The sequence below is a fragment of the Pelagibius sp. genome (assembly GCF_965227505.1).
Classification (GTDB): Bacteria; Pseudomonadota; Alphaproteobacteria; order Kiloniellales; family Kiloniellaceae; genus Pelagibius.
In genome coordinates, this window is sequence record NZ_OZ245757.1 from 3,829,462 (window position 1) to 3,849,021 (window position 19,560).

The 19,560-nt window shown below is 66.9% G+C and carries 15 protein-coding genes; 9 read left to right on the forward strand and 6 right to left on the reverse strand.

Annotated features, from left to right (window positions below; translation table 11 throughout):
- Window positions 1-178: 178 nt before the first annotated feature.
- The 5 genes from ACO06P_RS17990 (at window position 179) to ACO06P_RS18010 (ending at window position 5,871) form a co-directional block, all read left to right on the forward strand.
- Window positions 179-1,399, forward strand: a complete 1,221-nt coding sequence (locus tag ACO06P_RS17990; protein ID WP_420346598.1) for an ABC transporter permease — start codon at window positions 179-181, stop codon at window positions 1,397-1,399.
- The gene (locus ACO06P_RS17995; RefSeq protein WP_420346599.1) at window positions 1,396-2,196 is read left to right on the forward strand and encodes an ATP-binding cassette domain-containing protein; all 801 of its coding nucleotides are present in this window, start codon (window positions 1,396-1,398) and stop codon (window positions 2,194-2,196) included. The genes ACO06P_RS17990 and ACO06P_RS17995 overlap by 4 nt, the downstream gene beginning before the upstream one ends.
- A gap of 131 nt (window positions 2,197-2,327) precedes the next feature.
- Entirely contained in the window at window positions 2,328-3,260 is a 933-nt protein-coding gene (locus ACO06P_RS18000) for a carbohydrate kinase family protein (RefSeq protein ID WP_420346600.1), read from the forward strand.
- Between the two features lie 308 nt (window positions 3,261-3,568).
- Window positions 3,569-5,053 (forward strand): cytochrome-c peroxidase, encoded by a 1,485-nt coding sequence (locus tag ACO06P_RS18005; protein WP_420346601.1) that lies wholly within the window; start codon window positions 3,569-3,571, stop codon window positions 5,051-5,053.
- 80 nt (window positions 5,054-5,133) lie between these two features.
- Window positions 5,134-5,871 (forward strand): hypothetical protein, encoded by a 738-nt coding sequence (locus ACO06P_RS18010; protein ID WP_420346602.1) that lies wholly within the window; start codon window positions 5,134-5,136, stop codon window positions 5,869-5,871.
- 78 nt (window positions 5,872-5,949) lie between these two features.
- Here the strand turns inward: ACO06P_RS18010 and ACO06P_RS18015 are convergent, their stop codons facing one another.
- From ACO06P_RS18015 to ACO06P_RS18025, 3 genes are all read right to left on the reverse strand, one after another.
- A complete protein-coding gene (locus tag ACO06P_RS18015; RefSeq protein ID WP_420346603.1) occupies window positions 5,950-6,309 on the reverse strand; it encodes a hypothetical protein in 360 nt (119 codons plus the stop codon).
- A gap of 77 nt (window positions 6,310-6,386) precedes the next feature.
- Window positions 6,387-8,201, reverse strand: a complete 1,815-nt coding sequence (locus ACO06P_RS18020; protein WP_420346604.1) for a sodium:solute symporter family protein — start codon at window positions 8,199-8,201, stop codon at window positions 6,387-6,389.
- A gap of 12 nt (window positions 8,202-8,213) precedes the next feature.
- Window positions 8,214-8,519, reverse strand: a complete 306-nt coding sequence (locus ACO06P_RS18025; protein WP_420346605.1) for a DUF4212 domain-containing protein — start codon at window positions 8,517-8,519, stop codon at window positions 8,214-8,216.
- A 193-nt stretch (window positions 8,520-8,712) separates the two neighbouring features.
- On the opposite strand from ACO06P_RS18025, the gene ACO06P_RS18030 reads away from it, so the two are divergent.
- The 4 genes from ACO06P_RS18030 (at window position 8,713) to ACO06P_RS18045 (ending at window position 13,339) form a co-directional block, all read left to right on the forward strand.
- Entirely contained in the window at window positions 8,713-9,381 is a 669-nt protein-coding gene (locus ACO06P_RS18030; RefSeq protein ID WP_420346606.1) for a hypothetical protein, read from the forward strand.
- Between the two features lie 66 nt (window positions 9,382-9,447).
- Window positions 9,448-11,610, forward strand: coding sequence for a DUF294 nucleotidyltransferase-like domain-containing protein (locus ACO06P_RS18035; RefSeq protein WP_420346607.1), 2,163 nt, complete (start codon window positions 9,448-9,450; stop codon window positions 11,608-11,610).
- Between the two features lie 128 nt (window positions 11,611-11,738).
- On the forward strand, window positions 11,739-12,179 hold the full coding sequence (locus ACO06P_RS18040) for a VOC family protein (protein WP_420346608.1): 441 nt from the start codon (window positions 11,739-11,741) through the stop codon (window positions 12,177-12,179).
- A gap of 14 nt (window positions 12,180-12,193) precedes the next feature.
- Entirely contained in the window at window positions 12,194-13,339 is a 1,146-nt protein-coding gene (locus tag ACO06P_RS18045; RefSeq protein ID WP_420346609.1) for a S1 family peptidase, read from the forward strand.
- A 2-nt stretch (window positions 13,340-13,341) separates the two neighbouring features.
- Here the strand turns inward: ACO06P_RS18045 and ACO06P_RS18050 are convergent, their stop codons facing one another.
- From ACO06P_RS18050 to ACO06P_RS18060, 3 genes are all read right to left on the reverse strand, one after another.
- Complete coding sequence (locus ACO06P_RS18050; protein ID WP_420346610.1) at window positions 13,342-14,655, reverse strand: S8 family serine peptidase; 1,314 nt, start codon at window positions 14,653-14,655, stop codon at window positions 13,342-13,344.
- A 118-nt stretch (window positions 14,656-14,773) separates the two neighbouring features.
- A complete protein-coding gene (locus ACO06P_RS18055; RefSeq protein ID WP_420346611.1) occupies window positions 14,774-16,924 on the reverse strand; it encodes an AAA family ATPase in 2,151 nt (716 codons plus the stop codon).
- Window positions 16,925-17,282: 358 nt separating this feature from the next.
- Window positions 17,283-19,523, reverse strand: a complete 2,241-nt coding sequence (locus tag ACO06P_RS18060) for an esterase-like activity of phytase family protein (RefSeq protein WP_420346612.1) — start codon at window positions 19,521-19,523, stop codon at window positions 17,283-17,285.
- Window positions 19,524-19,560: the final 37 nt, after the last annotated feature.

Below are 19,560 nucleotides of genomic sequence, written 5' to 3' on the forward strand. Positions count from 1 at the left end.
CGCTCGGGATGAATGCGCCGGGGCTTCGCCCGTCCTAGTCTTTCCCCTGCGCCCTGCGGCGCAGGGGGCGGCGGGCCGGGCGCTTCCCAGAAACCGGAAACCACAGCCCAAAGGCTGAGCCCCTGACCTTATGATCCGGAGCCGATGATCGGGGCTCAAGATCCGGGAGGAAACCGCCATGGCCGATGACCAGGCAGCGCCGCGCGGGCCGCAGGATTTCGAGAAGGCCCTCGACAAGAGCGCGACGGAGGTCGCGTCCTTTGCCGCGCGCGACACCTCCGCACTCGCGCGCTTCCACTACTTCCTGCATGCCAACCCCACCGCCGCGCCGGTTGTGGTTCTGATGGTGAGCTGCATCGTTTTCGGGATCGTCGCAAACAACTTCTTCTCCGCCTTCAACCTTTCGCTGATCATCCAGCAGGTGACGATCATCGGCATTCTGGGCGCCGCCCAGACCCTGGTGATCCTCACCGCCGGCATCGATCTCAGCGTCGCTGCGGTCATGGTGCTGAGCTACATGGTGATGGCACGCCTGGCGGTACAGGGCGATGTCCCCTCACTGCTTGCCGTCGTCATCGGCCTCGCGGTCGGTCTTGCCTGCGGTCTGTTCAACGGCAGCCTCGTGACGCGGACCCGCCTGCTGCCGGTGGCCGTGGCGGTGCTCAGCTGGCTCCTGCTGTACAGCTTCGGCGTCCCGCTGATCTATGTCGTGCCCATCGGCATGGTCGCGGCGCTCGCTGTCGGCTGGTTCAGCCTCGGCCCGGCGGTGGAGGTGCGCCTGCCGCCCTTTATCGTCACCCTCGGGGCGTGGTCGATCTTCTTCGCCCTGAACCTCTGGTATTCGGAATCGGAGACCATCCGCAGCCAGGATATCGACGCCACCGCGCCCCTGCTGAAAGTCTTCGGCCTGCGGGTGGAAGTGCTGGGGGCGCAGTTCACGCTCGGTTCGTTCCTGATGATCGGGATCTTCGCCGTCCTCTGGTATGCCCTCACATGGACCGCCTGGGGGCGTGCCGTCTATGCCGTCGGCGACGACAAGGAAGCGGCCGAGCTGTCCGGCATCCGCACCGACCGGGTCCTGCTGTCGGTCTACGGCGTTGCCGGCCTGCTCTGCGCCATCGGCGGCTGGGCCGCCATCGGGCGCGTCGGCTCCGCCTCGCCGCAGTCGTTCTACGAGGCGAACCTGGATGCCATCACCGCCGTGGTGATCGGCGGCACCTCGCTCTTCGGCGGCAGGGGGGCCATCTTCGGTACGCTCTTCGGCGCGCTCATCGTCGGCGTCTTCCGCTCCGGCCTCAAGCTCGGCGGTGTCGACGTGCTCTGGCAGACCTTCGCCGTGGGCCTGCTGATCATCGTCGCCGTTGCCATGGACCAGTGGATCAGGAGGGTCAGCGCATGAGCGTGAAACCCGTTATGACCGGCCGCGGCCTGACCAAACGCTATGGCCGCGTCACCGCCATGGACCGGGCCGACTTCGAGCTCTTTCCCGGTGAGGTCCTGGCCATCATCGGCGACAACGGCGCCGGCAAGTCGACCATGGTGAAGGCGCTCTGCGGCGCCGTTCAGGTCGACGAGGGAGAGATCCGCCTGGACGGCGAGCCGGTCAAATTCGCGTCGCCGATGGACGCGCGCGATGCCGGTATCGAGACCGTCTATCAGAACCTGGCGCTCTCGCCGGCGCTGTCGATCGCCGACAACATGTTCCTGGGGCGTGAGCTCTACAAGGACGGCATCGCCGGCTCGCTGTTCAGGATGCTCGACAAGAAGCGGATGCGCGACTTTGCGCGCGAGAAGCTGACGGAGCTTGGCCTGATGACGGTGCAGTCCATCACCCAGACGGTGGAGACGCTCTCCGGCGGCCAGCGCCAGGGCGTGGCCGTGGCCAGGGCCGCCGCCTTTGCGACCAAGTTCGTGATCATGGACGAACCGACGGCGGCCCTCGGCGTCAAGGAAAGCCGCCGCGTTCTCGAGCTGATCCAGGACGTAAGGGCACGGGGCATGCCCATCGTGCTGATCTCCCACAACATGCCCCATGTCTTCGAGGTTGCCGACCGCATCCATATTCACCGGCTCAGCCGCCGTCATGCCGTGATCCGGCCGCAGGACTTCTCGATGTCCGATGCCGTGGCGATCATGACCGGCGCCATGGAGCCGCCCGGCGAAATCGCCCTGCCGGAGGGTGCGGTGATGAGCTGACCGGATCGATCTCCCTGGGGGCGGCCGCGTCAGGCACGGCCGCCAACCTTGTGGGGTGCGAAGTCGGGCGCTGGGGACCCGCCGCTTCGCACCCCTCTTCCTTGGCCTTCAACATTACGGAACGCCGGTTGATGTTTGTTGTATGCGGAGAGGCGCTCTACGACGTCTTCACCCTGGAGGAAACGCCCCGGGGTTTCACCATGGATGCCCGCATCGGCGGCTCGCCCTTTAACGTGGCGATCGGGCTGGCGCGGCTGGGCTGCGGTGTTGCCTTCTGTGCCGGGCTTTCCAGCGACCCCCTGGGGCGGCGCCTGGAACGGCACCTCGAAAGCGAGGGCGTCGACACCCGCTACGTCACACGCAAGGACAATCCCACCACGCTTGCCCTGGTTGCGCTCGGTGGCGCCGGCGAGCCGCACTACAGTTTCTACGGCCACGGGGCCGCCGATCGCGCGGTCACACCCGCCGATCTGCCTGACCTGCCGGGGAGCGTGCAGGCAATCCATTTCGGCTCGTTTTCTCTTGCGGTCGAACCCAGCGGTTCGTCCTTTCTGGAGCTGGCGCGGCGCTACGGCGGGGAGAAGCTGGTCTCCTTCGATCCCAACATCCGGCTGAACGTGGAACCCGATGCCGCACTGTGGCGCCAGCGAACCGAGGCTTTTACGCAGATTGCCGGACTGGTGAAGGTCAGCATCGAAGACCTGAGTGTCCTGTTTCCCGAGGAAACCCCGGAAGGGGTCATCGCCCGCTGGCACGCCAACGGCGTCCAGCTGGTGGTGGTGACACGCGGCGCGCAGGGGGCGCTGGTCTCCCTGCGCAGCGAGGCTTTCGAGGTACCGGGCCGGCCGGTGGAGGTCGTCGACACCGTCGGCGCGGGCGATACCTACCAGGCGGCGCTGCTCTGCGGCCTTGAGCGTTTGGGCAAGGCGGGCAAAGCCGGGCTTGCAGCCCTGTCGCTCGCGGACTGCAGGCGCCTGGTCGACTTCGCCGGAGCGGCGGCCGCGGTCACCTGTACACGGCGCGGCGCCGACATGCCGCTGGAATCCGACCTGCCGGAGATCTGAGCCGCAGGTTCAGGCCGCGGTTCTGGGCCTCGGCCGTGATTGAACGGGCCTTCTTTCCTTTCGAGCCGGGACAGCTGTCCCAGAAGCGCAGGGGAAAATCTGGGGTAGCCGGGACAGCTGCCCGATTTCCAGCGCGCCGATGATCGCCGATACCTCACAGCCGCCGCTTCGCTCCATGTCCGGGTGCTGCGGGGTCTGGGGGCAACCGCGTCGCGGTGACGCGCGTTGCCGATTCACCAGACGCCCGTGAACCCGGGTCACGCCACCCTCAGGGATGGGATGGAGCAGAGGATCGAAGGCTGAAAACCGTGAAGACATGGAAATCCCTGACGCTTTCTGCGGCGGCTCTGCTGGCTGCGGCGCTGCCGGCTGCACTCCCGCCCGTTGCCGCGGCCGATCCGCTGGCCGGGCTGGCACCGGTCGCCGACAGCGACTTTCATGACGATGGCCGGCCCGATGCCGCAAAGGTGCGTCTGGGCCGCTTCCTGTTCTTCGACAAGGTGCTGAGCGGCAACCGCAACATCGCCTGCGCGACCTGCCACCATCCGACCCTGGCCTCGGCCGACGGCGTATCGCTTTCGCTCGGAGAGGGTGCGCGGGGCCTGGGAACGAAGCGCCGCGAAGACCCCGAGACGCCGCTGCTCGGCCGTGTACCGCGCAATGCCCCCGCTTTGCATTTCCTGGGCGCGCGGGAGTTTACCGCTCTCACCCACGACGGCCGGGTGGAGGTCGACCCCGCGCGCACCTGGCCCGGTGGCTTCTGGACCCCGGCGCGCGAGCAATTGCCCGAAGGGCTCGATAGTGCCCTGGCGGCCCAGGCCCTCTTTCCCGTGCTGTCGGACATCGAGATGGCGGGACACAAGGGCGAGAACGCGGTGGCCGATGCGGTGGCGCTGAACCGCCTCGGCGGCCAGGACGGCGCCTGGGCGATTCTGGCCCGGCGGTTGCAGAAGATCCCCGAATACGTCGGGCTTTTCGTCGAGGCCTTCCCGGAGGTGGATCACGCCGACGATATCACGATCGTGCAGGCGGCCAATGCGATTGCCGCTTTCCAGGCCGCGGCCTTCCGGCCCGACGACAGCCCCTTCGACCGCTATCTGCGCAGCCGCGATCCTGAGGTGCTGTCACCGGCTGCGCGGCGCGGCATGGCGTTGTTTTACGGCGCTGCCGGTTGCGTCGCCTGCCACAGCGGCAAGTTCCAGACCGACCACCGCTTCCATGCCATTGCCATGCCGCAGATCGGTCCGGGCAAGAGCGACGGCTGGGACCGCTCCTACTGGCGGGCGACCGGCTATGCCGAACGGGTGGAAGACTTCGGCCGCTACCGCGTGACCTTTCGCCCGGAGGATCGTTACCGCTTCCGCACACCCTCCCTGCGCAACGTGGAGCTGACCGGCCCCTGGGGTCATGCCGGCAGCTACGCCAGCCTGGAGGCGGTGGTGCGCCACCACCTCGACCCGGTGGGCTCCCTTGAACGCTATGACGCCGCGCAGGGCGGCCTTCCCGCCCTGCAAAGAGTGATCGAGCCCCGGGCCACGGGATCGCGCCTCAGCCACGACGCGGTCAATCCGGCGCGCCTGGCCGACTACCTGCGCCGCGACAGTTGGGTTCAGGAGACCGCTGCGCTGCGCAGGGAACTGGCGGAGGCCAACGAACTGCCGCCGCGCAGGCTGAGCGACGCAGAGGTTGACGACTTACTGGCTTTCCTTGGGGCACTCACCGACCCGCGCAGCCGCGACCAGGCCGCGCTTGTGCCCAGGCGCGTGCCCAGCGGCCTTTCGGTCCCCGACTGAGCATTGAGAGGACTGAACGCAAAACTGTTGCCGCTCGTATCCCGCCGCATTCTTTGGACCCTTTTCAGGAGACGTGATCTATGTCCGTAAAATCTCTTCTTATGACCACCTCGGCCCTTGTGGTGCTGGCGGCCTCCGCAGCGGTTGCCGACAGCAGCGGAGAGCCGAGCACCCAGGTTGCCTACGACGCCCCGGTCGCGCTGGAGTTCAATTTCAAGCTCCATGTCGAGGACAATCTGGCCGAGCAGGATGTGCTGATCGAACGCGAGCCCGGCTCCGGCAGGCTCTATCGCCCGACCGCCGGCGACCGGGACCTGAGCCTTCCGCTCTATGCCGCCGCGGAACCGCTGGAGCATCAGCCCTTCGACGAGACCGCCAATGGTCCCTGGCCCAAGGGCCGTGCCCTGGGCATCACCCTCGGCGACTGGCTGAGCGCCAAGGGTGAGGCAAGCTACAGCTGCGCGAACGGCGAGGGCAGCCTGACTGCCGACTTCACCGGCCTTGTGCCGGACGGCGTCTACACCATGTGGCATTTCTTCATGGCATCGCCGCCGACCGAGCCTTTCATCGGTACCCACGATCTCCCGATCGGCACGCGCGACGGCGCCCAGTCGGTCTTCACCGCAGACAAGTCGGGCAAGGCCCGCTTCGAAGCCGCTTTCAAGCCCTGCCTGCAGCTGACCGGCGAGCATCTGGCGGCCGGGCTGGCCATCGCCTGGCACAGCGACGGGCAGACCTACGGCGCGCTGCCGGGCGACTTTGCGACGGTGTCCCACGTTCACCTCTACGCCGGCCTGCCCAAGCGCAGCGGGCTCTAAGAAGCCACCATAACTCGGGGTGGAGGCAGTGCAGGGCCGGCGCAGACGCGCCGGCCCTCGCTGTGTGAGGATAGGGCGTCAGTTGACGATGTTGTAGAGCGCGCGGGCGATTTCGCCTTCCAGCGGGAAGGACAGCATCCCCATGACCGAGTATCCCAGCAGCCAGGGCATCAGGTAGAAGCGGATCATGAAGAAGAACCAGGCGACGTAGAGCGGCACCAGGGGTTCCAGCAGAAAGCCCGGCGTGATCGGCCGGAAGACTCGGATGATGGGATTGGTCCCCTTCACGAAGACCTTCATGAAAAAGAAGTTCGAGTCTTCCGGCAGGAAGAGGTTCATGGCGACGCGGCCGATGAGCGTCCACATGATCACGCCCATCAGATAGTCGAACACGATGACCCAGATGGGAAAGACGGCAAGCGGGTCGGTTATCGTCACCTGTTTGCGGGTCCTGAATAAAAAGGGTGGCGGAGAAACTCCGCCACCCCAGTCTACACGCTTTTGCTTGTTTCAGATCAGTGCTTGGCACCGAGGATCGTTTCGCCCGAAGGAATACGAACCTCGTCCACCATGTCCTGCACTTCCTGGCTTGGCGCCGGGGTCATCAGGCTGACCACGACCATCGCCACCAGGCTGACCGGCATGCCGATGATGCCGAAGCGCAGGTGGTCGATGCCCATCCAGGGCGTGCCGCCGTTGTACACGTAGTACAGATAGGCGGAGCCGGCGACGAAGCCGCAGACCATGCCTGCAATCGCCCCCTGGGTGTTGGCCCGTTTCCACCAGACCCCCAGCACCAGCGGGAAGAACAGGCCGGAGCAGGCGAAGCAGAAGGCCCAGGCCACCGCACCGAGAATACCCGTGAGCTGCAGGCTGGCGATCAACGCGGCGGCCGCGCCGATCACGATGAGCAGCACGCGGGCGACGATGAGCCGATGCTTGGTGTCCGCCTTCGGGTCGATGATCTTGTAGTAAAGATCGTGGCTCAGCGCGTTGGCGATGGCCAGCAGCAGCCCGTCGGCCGTCGACATGGCTGCGGCCAGACCGCCGGCAGCCACCAGGCCCGAGATCACATACGGCAGGCCGGCGATTTCCGGGGTCGCCAGGACGACGATATCCGGCCGCATGAAGAACTCGTTGAGCTGGACGATGCCGTCGCCGTTGCTGTCCGTCAGGAACAGCATCTCCACGCTTTCCCAGTTCTGCACCCAGGCGAGGTTCTTCACCGCTTCGAAGGACTGTCCGATGACCGCCGTCGGCAGGGTCGGGTCCAGCAGCTGCAGCTTGGTCAGCGTGGCCAGGGCCGGCGCCGTGAAGTACAGCAGGAAGATGAAGAACAGCGAATAGGCGACAGACCTGCGCGCGTCCCGCACCGACGGTGTGGTGAAGTAGCGCATCAGGATGTGCGGCAGCGAGGCGGTGCCCGCCATCATGCAAAGCGCCAGGGTGACGAACTTCCAGGAGTCCATGCCGCCCTGCGGGTCGTTGTGCGGTGTCGAGAGGATTCTCACGCCGCCGTATGGCGCGCTTTCCGTTGCCGCCGTTCCCAGCCCGACCAGGGGCTCCAGCTCCTGGATGCGGGCCACCGCATCGCCGTAGGAGAAATGGGGAATGAGGCCGAAGTCCTGCTTGTTCGACATCCAGATGACCGGCACCAGGTAGGCGATGATGAGGACGATGTACTGAGCCACCTGGGTCCAGGTCACCGCCCGCATGCCGCCGAGCATGGAGCACAGCAGGATGCCGACCAGGCCGATCCAGACGCCGAACTCGAAGGGAATGTGCAGCGCGCGCGCCGCGATGGTTCCCGAGGCGTTGATCTGCGCCGTCACGTAGGTGAAGGATGTGACGACCAGGATCACAACGGCGCAGAAGCGCGCGACGTTGCCGCCGTAACGCGTTCCGATGAAATCCGGCACCGTGTAGCAGCCGAACTTGCGCAGGTAGGGCGCCATCAGCGAGTTGACCAGCACGTAGCCGCCTGTCCAGCCGACGATGAAGCCCAGATAGCCGTAGCCGCCGAAGTAGATGCCGCCGGCCAGCGCCACGAAGGAGGCGCCGGACATCCAGTCCGCCGCCGTTGCCATGCCGTTGTAGACCGCCGGCACTTCGCGTCCGGCAACGTAGTAGGCCTCGACCTGCATGGTCCGCGACAGCCAGCCGATCAAGGCATAGATTGCCACGGTGAAGGCGACGAAGAGGATGCCGATGGTGTCGGCACCGACACCCATCTGCTCCAAGATCGCCATCAGAATGATGAAGACGAGGAACCCGCCGGTGTACATCGCGTACACACGGCCGAGGTTTTCGATGAAGCTCCCTTTGATCATGTTGGCCGCCCCCTATTCGTCGCCGACGCCGGCTTCGTCGTCGATGGCGTCCTGCCGCCAGTTCTGGAAGAAAATCAGAACGACGAAGACGAGCAGCGAACCCTGGACGATCAGGTAGTAGCCCAGCGGAAAGCCCAGGAAGGAGATTTCATTCAGGGCCTTGGCGTTCCAAGGAAGGATGAAGGCAAAGATCGCCCAGACAACCAAAACGCCGATCGTCAGGTTGCGGGTTCTAGCCCAATGACGCTCCTTTGCTTCCTTGCCAATCCCGGGCGCTGATGTCCCCCCAGCGCCGGGGTCTCTTGTGGCTTCAGACATTGTCATTCCCCCAGATGTTTTTTTCGAAAATGCCCCAGTACTTCAACATGGTTGGCGAAGGTTCGCGAGTAGACCATGATTGTACTGGATTGAAAACCTTAGTAGTAGCGATTATGACGTTTTCATGCTGTACAACAATCGAATCGATTAGCGTTTCGCTGCAGGTCTACGTGAATCCGCGGGCGAGCGGGTGATGCAACCTTTGCGTAAAGCCTGGGCGTTTCTGCCCGAGTTCCTGGCGCGTCTGACCGTGCGGCGCGATTCGGGGCCCATCGATTCGACCGATGCGCTCTGCAGCTTCGTGGCGACGCGCGCGGCCTTCATTGCCCAGAAAACCCTCTACGGCTACCTGAAGGCCCGCATGGGCACACGCTATCCGAGCATGTTCGAAGACGATGTCTTCGCGTCGTCGATCGATATCGCCAAAATGCATGTCTTTGCCGCTTGCCTGTCCGATCTGACCCTCTTTGCGGTTTCCCATGCGCTGCAGGACGAGACTGTCGACGATGTTCTGCGGCGCGAACTGGCACTGCACTGCTTTCGCAAGGGTTTGGCCGATAACGAAGCAGCCGCGCTCAGCACCTCCGCCTTCTCTTTGCCGGAGGCCGTGGCGGCCTTTGAACGGCGCCTCGCCTTCCACGATTGGCACGACGGTCCGCGCGGCCCGGCGCTGTTCACCGCCAGCCCCGCTGCGCTGTTCGATTGGGCCCCGATTGCCCCTGCATTGAAGAAGCACGACAAGGAAATCGTCGAGAACTCCATCAAGTTCAAATGGCGGGATATCCGGGACCGCTTCGAAAAACGCATCCAGGGGGCCGCCGTGGCCGCCGATCTAACCAGCGTTGCCGAATTGCGCCATTGATTCTGATCAAGTCCCGCGACGCCGCAATGAGGTCTAGTGTCGCACCGCGGGAAGGGAGTCGAGTGCATGAGTTTCCAGGGGGCCGAGGCCAGTCTCTCCGGGCTGCCGCTGCGGGCGGTTCCGGCGGTCGTGCTCGATACAGAAACCACCGGGCTGGACGTCGTCCACGACCATGTCATTGAAATCGGCGGCGTGCGCCTGTCCGGCGGACGGATCGCGGAGGGCGATACCCACAGCGTTCTGGTCAATCCTGGTATTCCGATCCCCGGTGATTCGACAGCCATTCATGGCATAACGGATGCCGACGTCGCCTCCGCCGCCAGCTTCGACGATGCGATGGCTGGTTTCGTCGACTGGGCCGGGCCATCGGTTGTGATCGGCTATTCCATCGGCTTCGATCTCGCGATCCTCAAGGCCGAGCACGAGCGCAACGGGCTCGACTGGCAGACGCCCCGCAGCCTCGACGTGCGCCACCTGCTCCATCTGGTCGGCGCCAACCTTCCCAGCCAGTCGCTGGAGACCGTGGCGGGCTGGCTTGGACTGGCGACCAACAACCGTCACCGGGCCCTGGGGGATGCGATTCTCACAGCCGAGATTTTTCTGGCCCTCGTCCCCAAGCTCGCGGAAGCCGGCGTTACGACCCTCGCCCAGGCGGAGCGCGCCTGCCGGGCGCTCACCGAGCGTCTCGACGAGGAGGCGCGGGCCGGATGGCAGGGCTTCGATCAACTGGGCCAGGCGGTTGCCCCCAGCGTGGCGGAGTACGCCCGCGTCGACAGCTTTCCCTACCGCCACAAGGTCGCGGATCTGATGAACAGCCCGCCGCTCACCATTGCCGGCGACGCGCCGCTGCAGGAGGCGCTGGGCGTCATGGCCGGCAAGAAGGTGAGTTCCCTGTTTCTGCCGCCTCGGGCGGACGCCACCGCCGAGGATGGCTGGGGCATCATCACCGAACGCGACGTGCTGCGGGCGGTCGACGCTTTGGGCGGTGCGGCGCTGCAGTGGCCGGTGGCGGAGTTCGCAGCGCGCCCCCTGGTCACCATAAAGGCGGAGGAGTTTGTCTACCGCGCCCTTGCGCGCATGTCGGGCGGCGGCTTTCGCCACCTGGGGGTGACGGATGCGGAGGGCGCGCTGGTGGGCGCGCTCAGTGCCCGCGACCTCCTGCGCCAGCGGGCGAGCGACGCCGTCTCGCTGGGCGACTGCATCGAGCAGGCGGAAACAGCGGCGGAACTGGGCCGCATCTGGGCGGACCTCACGGTGGTGGCGCGGGCGCTGGTCCACGAGGATGTGGACAGCCGCGACGTTGCGGCCATCGTTTCGCGCGAGCTGCGCGCGCTCACGCGCCGCGCCTGCGAGTTTGCGGAGGCGGAGCTGGAAGCGTCGGAGATGGGGCCCGCGCCGCTGCCCTATGCGATGATGGTCCTCGGCTCCGGCGGGCGCGGCGAGAGTCTTCTGGCCATGGACCAGGACAACGCCATCGTGTTCGCCGGCGACGATGCGGCCTCCGCCGCGGAGCGGAACGGGCGGGACGTCGACCCCTGGTTCGCCGCGCTGGGCCAGCGCACCGCCGATATCCTGAACGATGCCGGCGTCTGCTACTGCAAGGGCGGTGTCATGGCCGCCAACGCCGAGTGGCGTATGGATCTCGCCGGCTGGCGCGACACCGTCGGCACCTGGATCACGCGCTCCAAGCCGGAAGACATGCTGAACTGCGACATCTTCTTCGACGCCGTTCCGGTCCATGGCGCAAGCGAACTGGCCGAGCGCCTTCATGAAGAGGCGCTGGAGGCGGCCAAGGGCTCGCGATCTTTCCTGCGGCTGCTGGCGCTGAAATCCGGCCAGCTGGAGGCCCCGGTCGGCTGGTTCGGCCGGCTGAAGCTGGACCACGGCCGCGTCGATCTGAAGAAGGGCGGCATCATGCCGATCTTCTCTGCCGCCCGGGTGATCGCCCTGCAGCACGGCATCGCCAAGCGCTCGACGCCGGAGCGGCTGGAGGCGGCCCGCAGCCTCGACCTCGTCCCGGCCCGCACCATCGACAATCTGATCGAAGCGCACCGCATCCTGCTCGATCTCATTCTGCGCCAGCAACTGCGCGACATCGACCAGGGTCTGCCGCTTTCCAACCGTGTGGCGCCCGGGGAACTGACCGCCTTTCAGCGCCAGGAGATGCGCTGGGCTTTGGACCAGGTGCCGGCCATCGCGGACCTGCTGGGCATTCCCGCCTTCGCCTGAATCCGGCTCACCCGTCTCTTGGGTTTGCGTTTCGCGGCCCGCCTCCTATCTTACAGGCCAAGCAATCCTTCGGGCATGCAGCCCAAACGGCGGCCCGTCACACGATACAGACTGAAGGGGAGGCCTCTTTGCGCTACCTGCACACCATGGTTCGGGTGAAAGACCTGGACGCATCGCTGAACTTCTACTGCAACCTGCTGGGCCTGAAAGAGGTGCGCCGCTACGACAGCGAGAAGGGCCGCTTCACGCTGGTCTTCCTGGCCGCGCCGGAAGACGAGGGCCGCGCCAAGGAGGAAAAGGCCCCCTTGGTGGAGCTTACCTACAACTGGGATCCGGAGGACTACCAGGGCGGGCGCAACTTCGGCCACCTCGCCTATCTCGTCGACGACATCTATGGCCTCTGCCAGAAGCTGCACGACGGCGGCGTGACGATCAACCGCCCGCCGCGCGACGGCCACATGGCCTTCGTGCGTTCGCCGGACGGCATTTCGGTCGAACTCCTGCAGAAGGGCGACTCCCTGGCGCCGCAGGAGCCCTGGTCCTCCATGGAGAACACCGGCAGCTGGTAGGGGTCCGTCCCTCAATGGGCCTGCGATCGGCCAAAGCGCTTCTGGCTTTGCGCAGCATCGCGTTCGCCTGTGCTGCAGCAGCCTGTCTGGCGGCGCAGGCCCAGGGGGCGGACTGCGATCAGCCGGACCCGGTCTGCGATGCCCGCGCCGCCGTCTTCGCGATTTCCGCCTTCGATCCCGTCGGCTCGGCGGTGCGCATCGGCCCGGACCGTTTGGTCACCGCCCGCCACGTGGTTGCCGACCAGCCTGAGGCGACGCTCTTCCTGGCCGACGGGACGCCCCTGACCGCCACGGTCGTGCCCAGCGGCTATGCTGCCGACCTGGTGTTCCTTACGGTCGAAGGCCTGCCGGAAGGGCCGGCCTTGGAGCCGACGGAAGCTCGCGCGGGGGTCGACTTCTTCACCATCGGGGCCGACGTCGGCCGGCAGCGGATCCGCGCGTACGACCCCGGCCAGGCACGGGCCCTGCCGGCGGCGGAGCATCCTCTCGCCCGCCTGCATCACGATGCCTACAGCCAGCCGGGCAACAGCGGCGGCGCGCTGGTCGATGCCGAGGGGCGGCTGGTCGGCATTGTCGCCTCCGGTGGGGAAGGGCGCTTCGAAGCGGTTCCCTCTGCCGCCTTGGCGGTACTGGAGTCCAAAAGCGGCGCCGGCTTCGCCGAAGAAAGTGCCGAACTCGGCGCTGCGGTGCGCGTCTGCACGACGCTGATCGAAGAGCGTCAGGCGCGACCAGGCCGGTTGCAGGATCAGGAAGCCAAGGCGATCGCGACCTCCTGCGGCCGGGCCGGCAACCGCCAGCTTCTGGATCTGGCCGGCCAGACCCTGGGGCGCGGCGGTGCCGCTGCGATGGCGGTGCCTCTCTTTGAGCGCGCCCTGGCGGAGGACCCCAATGCGATCAACACCCGCCTCGGCTTGGTCGTCACCCACCATCTGCTGCGCGACTACGAAGCCGAGTTGCCGCATCTGCATTGGCTGATGGAACACGCCGGAGAGGACCTTCAGGTCCTGCGTTTTGCGATCCAGGCCGGCACCTGGGGCGGCGATCCGGCCCTGGCGGCCGAGGCGCTGGCGCGCCTGAAGCGGGTCAACCCGCAGACGGCCCCGGCGGCGGAGCGCTTCATGGCGCAGCCGCCGCCGCGTCCCCCGAAGCTCGGAAACTGATTTCAGTTGTCCTCGGCCGGATTGGGGATCCAGCCGCCGGCCACCTTGGGCCGGCCGCGCTCCAGCGGCGGCACGGCGCGGCCGAGAATGGCCGCTTTCAGCTCGGCAGCCTGCCACTGCGGATTGGCGGCCTTCAGGCGGGCCGCCAGGGCGGCCACGCGCGGCACCGCGTAGCTGGAGCCGGAGGCCCGGCCGCGCGCCCCGCGGTAGTCGGTCACCTCCAACTGCTCGGCGGGCACCATCAGGTCGACGGACTCCGAACCCCAGTTGGACCCCGCTGCCAGCCGTCCGAAGGCGTCGGCCGAGGTGACGACCAACATGTTCTCCAGGGCGAGTGCGGCGGGATAGAGGGGCACGGCGTCGATGTCGCGTCCGTCGTTGCCGGCTGACACGATGAACAGCAGGTCGCTGTGGCGCCGGGCGGCCGCCTCGAAAGCTGTCCAGTCTTCGGCCTCGCGGCTGCCCAGTGGCATGGCGACGACGCTGCTGCCCGCCGCGGCGGCTGCGTCGATCAGGTCGGCCATGCGCCCCATGTCCGGGCGCGGATAGCGGAAGGGCAGCAGACGGACGGCGGGCGCCTCCTTGACAAGTAGGCTGGCCACCGGCGTGCCGTGGCGGATCGGGAAAAAGGCCGAGCGCCCGGTATCGCCGTCGAAGGGGCGCGCATCCAGGTCCCAGAAGTCGTAGCCCAGCGCCCGACCTTCGCCATCGCGTGCCAGGCGCTCTGCAAGGACCGGCAGCAGGTAGTTCACGCCGCTGTCGATATGGGCCACGGTTACCCCGCCGGGGTCTTCGCCCGCCGGGACCGGCGGGTTGAGGGCTTCGACCTGTTCCTCGCTGGCCAGGTCAGCCGAGAGATGAACGAGTTCCAGGGCCATGCCGTCGTCATCGTAGCGCAGGGCGCGCGCATGGTGGATCCGGCAGGTGCTATCCGCCAGGGCCGTGATCAGCGGGCGACCGATATCGCCGTCGTAAAGGGTGAGAGAGATGCGCCGCAACTGGCCGCCCGCGCGCGTCGCCTCCAGACCTAGGTCAGGCGCCCCGACGGGCCCGTCGAGCCGAACCTCTCGGCGGACCCATCTGCCCTCGGGGCCGCGGTCGCGCACCGCGCCCAGCCGGTATCCCGCAAGCGGCCCTTCCGTTGCCATCTCCGTGCCTTCGGGATTGAGGAGGATGTCCGGGCAGAGTGCCGCGGCACTGGCCTGCAGGATCGCAGCGCCAGCATCCGGCGTGTTTTCAGCGGCTGCTGCGGCAGAGGCGCCGCCGAACATCGCGGCCACGACAGCGGCGGTCAGAAAAGGCGGGCATCGGCCCATAGGTCCATCCGGCGATCTCTGGTTTCGAACGGGGGCGTCACCGCAGAGGTGCAAGCCGCGCCGGGCAGTGTCGCACGGACGGCGGGCAAAAATCAGCCCCGGACCGCGAAGTCCGTGATCAGCAGTCCCGCAGGGGCGCGTCCTTGAGGCGCCGCTCCCGCGGTTCCGCGGTGCCGGCGCTGCGCGCAGGGGGGCGAAAGCCGATCGGCGGACGGCCGCCGGTCTTGGCGGCGGCCTCTGCCGCCAGCAGCGCGGCAATCTCTACAGCCGGCGCGGGGTCTGCCCGAAACTTCAGCTGACGGGCGACGACCGCGAAGTCCCCGGGGGTGAGCCCGTCGATCTGTTGCAGACGGCGCGGGGCCTTCAGGCCGAAAAACAACCGGAAAGCCTTTTCCCGCTGGGGCGCCGTCAGCGCCTTGAGCGTGACCTTGAACACAAATCGGCGCATGGCGGCGGGGTCCAGTTTGTCGGCATGGTTCGTCGCAGCGATGAAGGGCTGGGGATGGCGCTCCATCCAGGTGAGCAGCTCGTTCACCTGGCTCACCTCCCAGCTGCGCAGCGCGGCGCTGCGGTCGAACAACAGGGATTCGATCTCGTCGAACAGCAGGATGCTGCCCTCGTCCGCCGCTTCGGCGAAGGCGTCGGCGATGTGCTTTTCGGAATCGCCGATCCACTTGGACAGCAGATCGGACGCGCGCTTGATCACCAGGGGCTGATCGAGCTTCTGCGCCAGGTGAAGGGCGAGGGCCGTCTTGCCGGTTCCCGGCCGGCCGGTGAGCAACAGCGAGAAGTCGCGCGCCGCGCCCTTGGCCGAAAGCTGGCTGAACAGGCGAGCGACGTTGCGGTCTGCGTGGTAGAGCGAGAGATCGAGCGCCTGCTCCGCCTGCGCGCCGGGCGCAGGCCGGCGTCCGTAGCGCAGGCCTTCGACCAGTGCCGTCAGGGTCTGCTCGACCTCTTCGCTGCCCCCGGAGGCAAGCCGGGCGGAGCGTGCCGCTTTGCGGGCCACAGCGGAGACTTCCGGTGCCGTTGCGGCAAGGCGCTCGATCACGTCTTCCTCCAGCAGCAGGGCCTCATCCGCCAGGACGCGGGTGAGAATGCGCTTGCGCGCCTGCAGGCGCGGCCGGTCCATCTTCACGACGTATGACATGCGGCGCAGAAAAGCCGCGTCGATGTTCTCGATGTCGTTGGTCGTCCAGAGCGTCGGGACCGGATTGTTCTCGAACAGGCGGTTGACAAAGACCTTCGACCCGCTGCGCCGGACGAAACGCCCGCTGTCGCTGCGTTGGGTATCGCCGATCAGATCTTCCATCTCGTCGAACAGCAGCAGGGTGTCGCCGCGACCCGCCAGCACGCGCTGGGCGAGGGCGAGGGCCGTCACGCGCTCCCAGCGGTTCGGCTCGTCGCCGTATTCGTCGGTCTCGCCGACGGCATAGAGCCGCGCACCGGCGGCCTTGGCCAGGGTCTTCGCAAGTTCCGTCTTGCCGGTCCCCGGCGGCCCATAGAGCAGTATGTTGACACCTTTGGCCTTGCCGGCGACGGCACCGCTCAGGAGGCGCCGCAGCAGCTCCGCGTGCTGCAGGACTTCGGGGAAATCGAGGATGCCGAGTTCGGCCGGGGCGCTGCGTCCGACAAGGCATTCGATCAGGTCGTCGTCGCCCGCCGGCGCGCGGTCGATCACCCGGTCGACCGCATCGCTCAGGTCGAGCGTGACCTCGCCGCCACGGTTGAGCGAGAGCTCGACCAAAGCCAGTTCCACGACCGCACTGCGCCGCAATGCCTCGGGGGTCTCGAAGCCGGCGAGCTTGGCTGCGAAGGTTGTGCTGTCCAGGCCGTGGCTGCGCAGACGCCAGTGCAGGGACGCGACGCAGCGCAGCCGGTTGATGGCGACGACGATCTGCAGAAGTCGCGTCTCTTCACCGGTAAGGTTCAGAACCTTCCCAAGACGTGCCGCGATCTGCAGAACCGCCGTGGTTTTGCCGCCCTGCACTTGCGCTGCGGCGGACTCCACCTCGCTCAGCGCCTTGTCGAGCAGACGCCAGGGATCGGTCTGTGCCTTGCTTCCGGTGCGCTTGGTCTTGGTGGACTTGGACTTTGCGCTGGCCGAGCGTCGTTCTTCCGCCTCGTCGAGCTTGCGCGCAAATCTGCCCAGACCAAGGGTCTCGGCATTCTGGCGGCACCAGCTCACGATGCCGGCGGCGCGCGGCGTCCCGGGTTCAGTCTCTGTCATGGCCGCGCGCAGGATGCGCAGCAGCAGTGCGTGCTCGTTCATCGATCATTCGCGTGTCTGCGCCTGCTGGTGGAGCCGGCGGCGCACGAACAAGGCGCAGCCGAGCGCCGCCAGAGGCGGTTGTCGTTTGGTTTCGGTTCGGGATGACAGTGCCGGGGTCGGGGTCCCGGCCGGCGCACTAGCGCAGAGGGAGGACCGCGAAGATCGGCGGTGTCATGCCCTTGAGATCAATCCTCGTCATGGGCTTACACCTGATTTGCCGTTAAGCCATATCGCCGCAGTGATATGGGCTGCGGGATGTATCAACTCCCGGGTTTGCTGTCAACCGCGCGGTCCCGCAAAAAAAGACCCCGGACCGTGAAGTCCGGGGCCGGCAAAGTTGGCTTAGGGTAAACGCAAATCACTTGGCGGCCAGCACCTCGTTGGCGGCACCGAGGCGCAGGAACAGGGTTTCGCCCGGCGAGTCGTCGACACCGTCGTTGTCGGTGACCGCATAGAGCTTTCCGTCGGCGGCGAGGGCCAGACCCTCCACCTTGTCCGCCGTCCAGCCGTTGGCCGCCTGCAGCATCGGCAGCAGGTCCATGGCCAGGGTCTTGGTCAGGACCGGCGGGGCCTCGCCCGGGGCGGCCGGGGTCACAGCCGACAGGTCCACCTGATAGACCCGCTTTATGGCCGCATTGTGGCCGGCCTGGTTGTCCCGCTCGAGGATGGCGAAACGGCCGTTGCCGAGCGCAGTGATCTCGCTGAGGCCGACCCAGCCGCCGTTGGCGCTTTCCGGCGCGTCCAGCGGGTAGTGCATGACGCCCCAGGTATTGGTGGCCAGATCCATCGTCAGAATCTTGGTCAGGCCCTTGGGATCGTCGTTCCACTCACGCTGGACGGCGACGTAAAGCCTGTTGTCGTCCAGGGCGACGCCCTCCAGCCCGAAGCGCTTCTTCGCGGACTCCAGGACCTCCGGCAGGGTGATCTCCCGCGCCACTTCACCGCTCGGCAGGACGTGCAGGATCAGGCTGCTGCGCTCTTTCTCCGGGTGGCCCTCGGAGGCGAGGTAGAAGCTGCCGTCCGGCGCTGTGGCGATTCCCTCCAGATCCAGGTTCTCGACCGGCGCGCCGTTCTTCATCACCGTGCGCGCGGCAACGATGCGGGCCGGCTCTGCCGAGACATCGATCGTGTAGATCTTGGGCACGCTGTAGAAGCTGTCGCTCACGGCATAGAGGATTGCGGGGTCGCTCGGGTTGGCCGCGAGGCCGGAGAGGGCGCCCCAGCCGATGGGCGCGCCATCAGGGCCGTTCACTGAGACGATCTGGATCAGATCGGGCCCTTCGGCGCCTTGCTGATAGAGCGTGATGGTCGAGCGGATGTGGTCTTCGGCGGCATCGTCTTCGTTGGAGATGACGATCAGGCCACGCTCTCCGATGGTGACGATGCCTTCGGGCGCAACGCCGCCGGAAGGCAGGGCCTGGACGAAATCCATGCGTCCGCTGGCGCCTTGCTCCGCAGTGCCGTCGCGGTAGAGGCCCACCAGATTGGCGCGCTCCAGGCCGACCATCACCAGGCGCTCGCCGGCAAAGGTCCCGACGGCCACGCCCTCGGGCTCGCTGCCCTTGTTGCCGGAGCGCTTTTCGGGATAGTGCCCGACGGAGGCGGCCAGATGCTCGGTCGCGTTGCCCGAGTCGTACAGCACGGCACCCTCGGCGGAGAACACCGAGAAGCCGCGCGATCCCCCCTCATAGTCGCCCTCGTTGGCGGTGACGAAGCGGGCGTCGTCCAGCCAGGCAACTGCATCCGGTTCGCGCTTCAGGCCCGTCAGTTCGGCGGTCATGGAGATCGTGCCGTCGCGCTCGTTGTCGATGCCGCTGAGATCGACGCTGCCGGCGGAGAAGTGATTCACCACCGCGTTGGCGGCAAGATCGACGATGACCAGGTGGTTGTTCTCCTGCAGAGTCACCACCGCGTGGTTCCGCGTGTTGATGGAGACGAACTCCGGCTCCGGATCCTCTGGCGCCACCTCGGCCAGGCCGGTGAGCTCGGTCACCGTGACGGCATCGCAGTTCGCCAGGCTGCCGTCGCCGCTGACCTGGAAGCTGGCGAGGTAGCCGGCCGGAAGCTGCGGGATGACGCCGTCGTTCAGGTCCTCGTCGCGCTCGTTCTCGATCGCCACCGCCAGAAAGGCGCCGTCGGGGCTGACAGCCACACTGTCGGGCTGGCCCTTCAGGTCGCAGGTCGCCTTGATTTCGTTGGTCGTCAGGTCGATGACCGCGACATGGCCGCCGGGCTCGACGAAGCTCTCGGAGGTGTTGACTCCCGCATAGGCATGATTGCCCAGCACCGCCACCGAGGTGGGCTCGCCGCCGAGCATGATCACGCCGGCCGGCTTCGGGTCGGCGGGGTCGGCGATGTCGACCTTGCCGATCGCCTCCAGGGCCGAGTCCGTGTAGACCAGCATGGTCCCGCCCATGGCCGTGGTGACGATCTCGGCCACCGTCTCGGTGGTGGCGTCGGTTCCTTCCGGCAGGTTGAGGAAAACCGGGAAGGAGGCGACACGGGCGAAGGGCTCGGTTGCCTGGGCCGGCGCTATGGCGCCCGGAACAAGCCACGCGGCCCCGGCCGTCAGGCCAGCGGCAACGACTGTGCGGAACATCGGAGTCTCCCTGTACGTCTGGATCAGCCTGCGGGTG